Source organism: Massilia brevitalea, from assembly GCF_030711405.1.
In the GTDB taxonomy this organism is placed as follows: domain Bacteria; phylum Pseudomonadota; class Gammaproteobacteria; order Burkholderiales; family Burkholderiaceae_D; genus Telluria; species Telluria brevitalea.
In genome coordinates this window covers 1-1080 of sequence record NZ_JAULSI010000117.1, presented here as the reverse complement: position 1 = coordinate 1080, position 1080 = coordinate 1, and the positions used below count along the sequence as shown (strand labels likewise).

General features: G+C 58.8%; 1 protein-coding gene. It reads left to right on the top strand.

Translation table 11 applies throughout. The features are described 5' to 3' along the window. Nucleotides 1-104 precede the first annotated feature (104 nt). Nucleotides 105-1080 (top strand): IS481 family transposase (locus tag QWL29_RS26520; protein ID WP_305825847.1); only part of this gene is annotated, 976 nt, incomplete at its 3' end.

Genomic DNA, 1080 nt, shown 5'->3' with positions numbered 1-1080 from the left:
TGTTTAGACTCGTGGGATCATGTACCCATTCGTAGCTGGCCGCTCTTCAAGGCCAGGAACGTTTTGCGTACACTGTTCCAATCCGACTTTTCACTGGCAACTCGATGACCCAGGCACTGCACAGCCAAGCCCGTACTACCCACCTGATCCGTGAGGAAATCAGAAACTCGACGCTCCCGCAGGCCGAACTGGCCAGGCTGTACAACGTCACACGTCAGACAATCCGGAAGTGGCAAAGCCGAGACACCCCGGAAGACAAGTCGCACGCTCCGAACAAGATGTACACGACGCTCACGCCCGAGCAGGAACTCATCGTGGTGGAGCTGCGCAAGACGCTGCTGCTGCCCACGGATGACCTGCTGGCTGTCACGCGCGAGTTCATCAATCCCGCTGTCTCGCGCGCCGGCTTGGGTCGCTGCCTGCGCCGCCACGGCGTCTCGGATCTGCGCGACCTGGTCGAATCGGAAGACGCCGTGCCTGCCACGAAAAAGACCTTCAAAGATTACGAACCGGGCTTCATTCACATCGACATCAAGTATCTGCCGCAGATGCCCGACGAGACGGCAAGACGCTACCTGTTCGTTGCCATCGACCGCGCCACGCGCTGGGTTTTCATCGAGCTGTATGCCGACCAGACCGACGCCAGCAGTGTTGACTTCCTCAGCAAGGTCCAGCAGGCCTGCCCGGTCAAGATCGTCAAGCTGCTAACCGACAACGGCAGCCAGTTCACCGACCGCTTCACAGCCGGTGGTAAGAAGAAGGAGCCCAGCGGCTCGCACGTGTTCGACCGCTTGTGCAAGCAGCTCGGCATCGAGCACCGTCTCATCCCGCCTCGTCATCCGCAAACCAACGGCATGGTCGAGCGCTTCAATGGCCGCATAAGCGACATCGTCAACCAGACCCGGTTCGGCTCAAGAGCCGAACTGGAATCGACGCTGCGCAATTACGTCAAGATCTACAATCACAGCATCCCACAACGGGCGCTCAAGCATCAAACGCCAATTCAGGCGCTCAAGGATTGGCAAGCCAAACGGCCTGAATTGTTCAGAAAGCGCGTCTATAACCAGGCGGGTCTTGACA